The 1844-nt window shown below is 47.2% G+C and carries 1 pseudogene; it reads left to right on the top strand.

Going from position 1 to position 1844, the window contains the following annotated elements:
- Positions 1-1844 (top strand): annotated as a pseudogene (locus ACFIMU_RS08605) (hypothetical protein); the annotation flags it as partial.

Below are 1844 nucleotides of genomic sequence, written 5' to 3'. Positions count from 1 at the left end.
TGCAAGCAAGTCTAAAGGCAGATGGAGCCAAACAGGCAGCCGATGATGCCAAGGATATTGCAGAACAAGCAAAAGAGTTATCAGAAGGTGCGACATCTTCTGTTACAGAACTCACAAAAACAGCCTCACAAGTACAAGCGGGAGTAGAGACAGCATTAACAGCTTCAAGAGAAGCCAAATCACAATCAGAGGCAGCTGTAAGCACGTCAGAAGAGGCGAAAGGTTTAGCGGAAAAAGCGAATACGGCATCTACAGAGGCGCAAAAGGCATCAGAACAGGCATTAAGAGAAGCGACTTCTGCGAAAACAACAGCGGGCGGGGCATCTAGTATAGCCAATGATGCGAAAGGGAGTGCTGAGGCAGCTAAAACATTATCAGAAGAAGCAAAACGGTTGGCAGCAGCATCACAGGAGACAGCAGAAACAGCAAAGGCTAAAGCCGAAAGTGTAGAGGCAGTTGCGAATGAAGCAAAATCTACAGCGACTACAGCATTAACAGAAGCAAGAGAAGCTAAGAGTACGGCATCTGAGGCGAAGGGTTTGGCGGAGGAAGCGAAAAGCGCCGTTGATAAGGCGACAGCGAAAGTAGAGCAAGCTGTAAAAGAGGCTAGCGATGCGAAATCTAAAGCAGAAAATTTAGAGACTGTTGCGACTGAAGCGAAATCCACGAGTGAACAAGCAAGTCAAACCGCCTCTAGTGCAAAAAGCTTATCAGAAGAAGCAAAAGAAGAAGCAAGGAGCGCCAAAGCGACAGCCTTAGAAGCCAAAAGTGCGTTGGATAGTGCACAGACGAAAGCCGATCAAGCGCAACAGAGTGCAACAGAAGCAACACGAATAGCCAACGAAGCGAAGGTAGCAGCAGAAGCATCGGTGCGTTCAGGAGAAACGGCAGGTGAAGCGAGTGTGGAGGCGTTGAAGGGTATAGCTACAGCAGCAAAGAGTAAAGCGGAAGCAGCAGAGAAGGTAGCAGAAGAAACGAAAGGTGCTTTGGATGGTCTAAAACAAGTAGCAGGTAGTGCGAAGTCTATAGCCGAAGAGGCAAAGAAGGTAGCTGATGGAGCACAAAAGAAGGCATCACAGGTAGAGACAGTAGCGGGTGAAGCTGAAAAGATAGCAAAAGAAGCCAAACAGACAGCAGGTTATGCCAAACATGATGCGGAGCAAGCGCGTAGTGAGGTAGAAAAGGCAAAAAGTACAGCTCATGAAGGATGGAGTAATGCCAATAAAGCGCAGGAAGTAGCAGGTGACGCTAAGACTATAGCAAGTTTAGCGCGGATGTATTCAGACGAAGCCAAGAAAAAAGCCGAAGCAGCAGACAACAAAGCTCATGAAGCGTGGAGTAATTCCCACAGCGCGAATGAAACAGCGAAGGACGCCAAGGTTATAGCAAGATTAGCGGAAACAGCAGGTGAAGAAGCCAAGAAAATAGCGGAGAAAGCCAATAACTACGCGTATGAAGCTAAGGGTGAAGTAGAGAAAGCCAAGGAAATAGCTAATAGTGCAAAATATACAGCAGAACAAGCACAGAAAGCGGCAGAAACAGCGGGTAAAAAAGCCGCGTCTTTAGAAGCAGCCGCAGAAGAAGCACAAAAAATAGCAAAAGAAGCCAAACAGACAGCAGGTTATGCTAACCATGATGCGGAGCAAGCGCGTAGTGAGGTGGAAAAAGTAAAAAGCACAGCGAATGAAGCGTGGAGTAAAGCTTACGACGCGAATGAAGCAGCCAATAACGCTAAGACTATAGCCAGATTAGCAGAAATGGCAGGTGAAGAAGCCAAGAAAATAGCAGAGAAAGCCGATGACCGAGCGTATGAAGCCAAGAATGAAGTAGAAAAAGCCAAGGAA

Origin of the sequence: Bartonella sp. AC70YNML (assembly GCF_042196545.1) — a bacterium.
In the GTDB taxonomy this organism is placed as follows: domain Bacteria; phylum Pseudomonadota; class Alphaproteobacteria; order Rhizobiales; family Rhizobiaceae; genus Bartonella.
The sequence above is the reverse complement of the archived record's forward strand: the minus strand, read 5'-3'. Positions and strand labels throughout refer to the sequence as shown.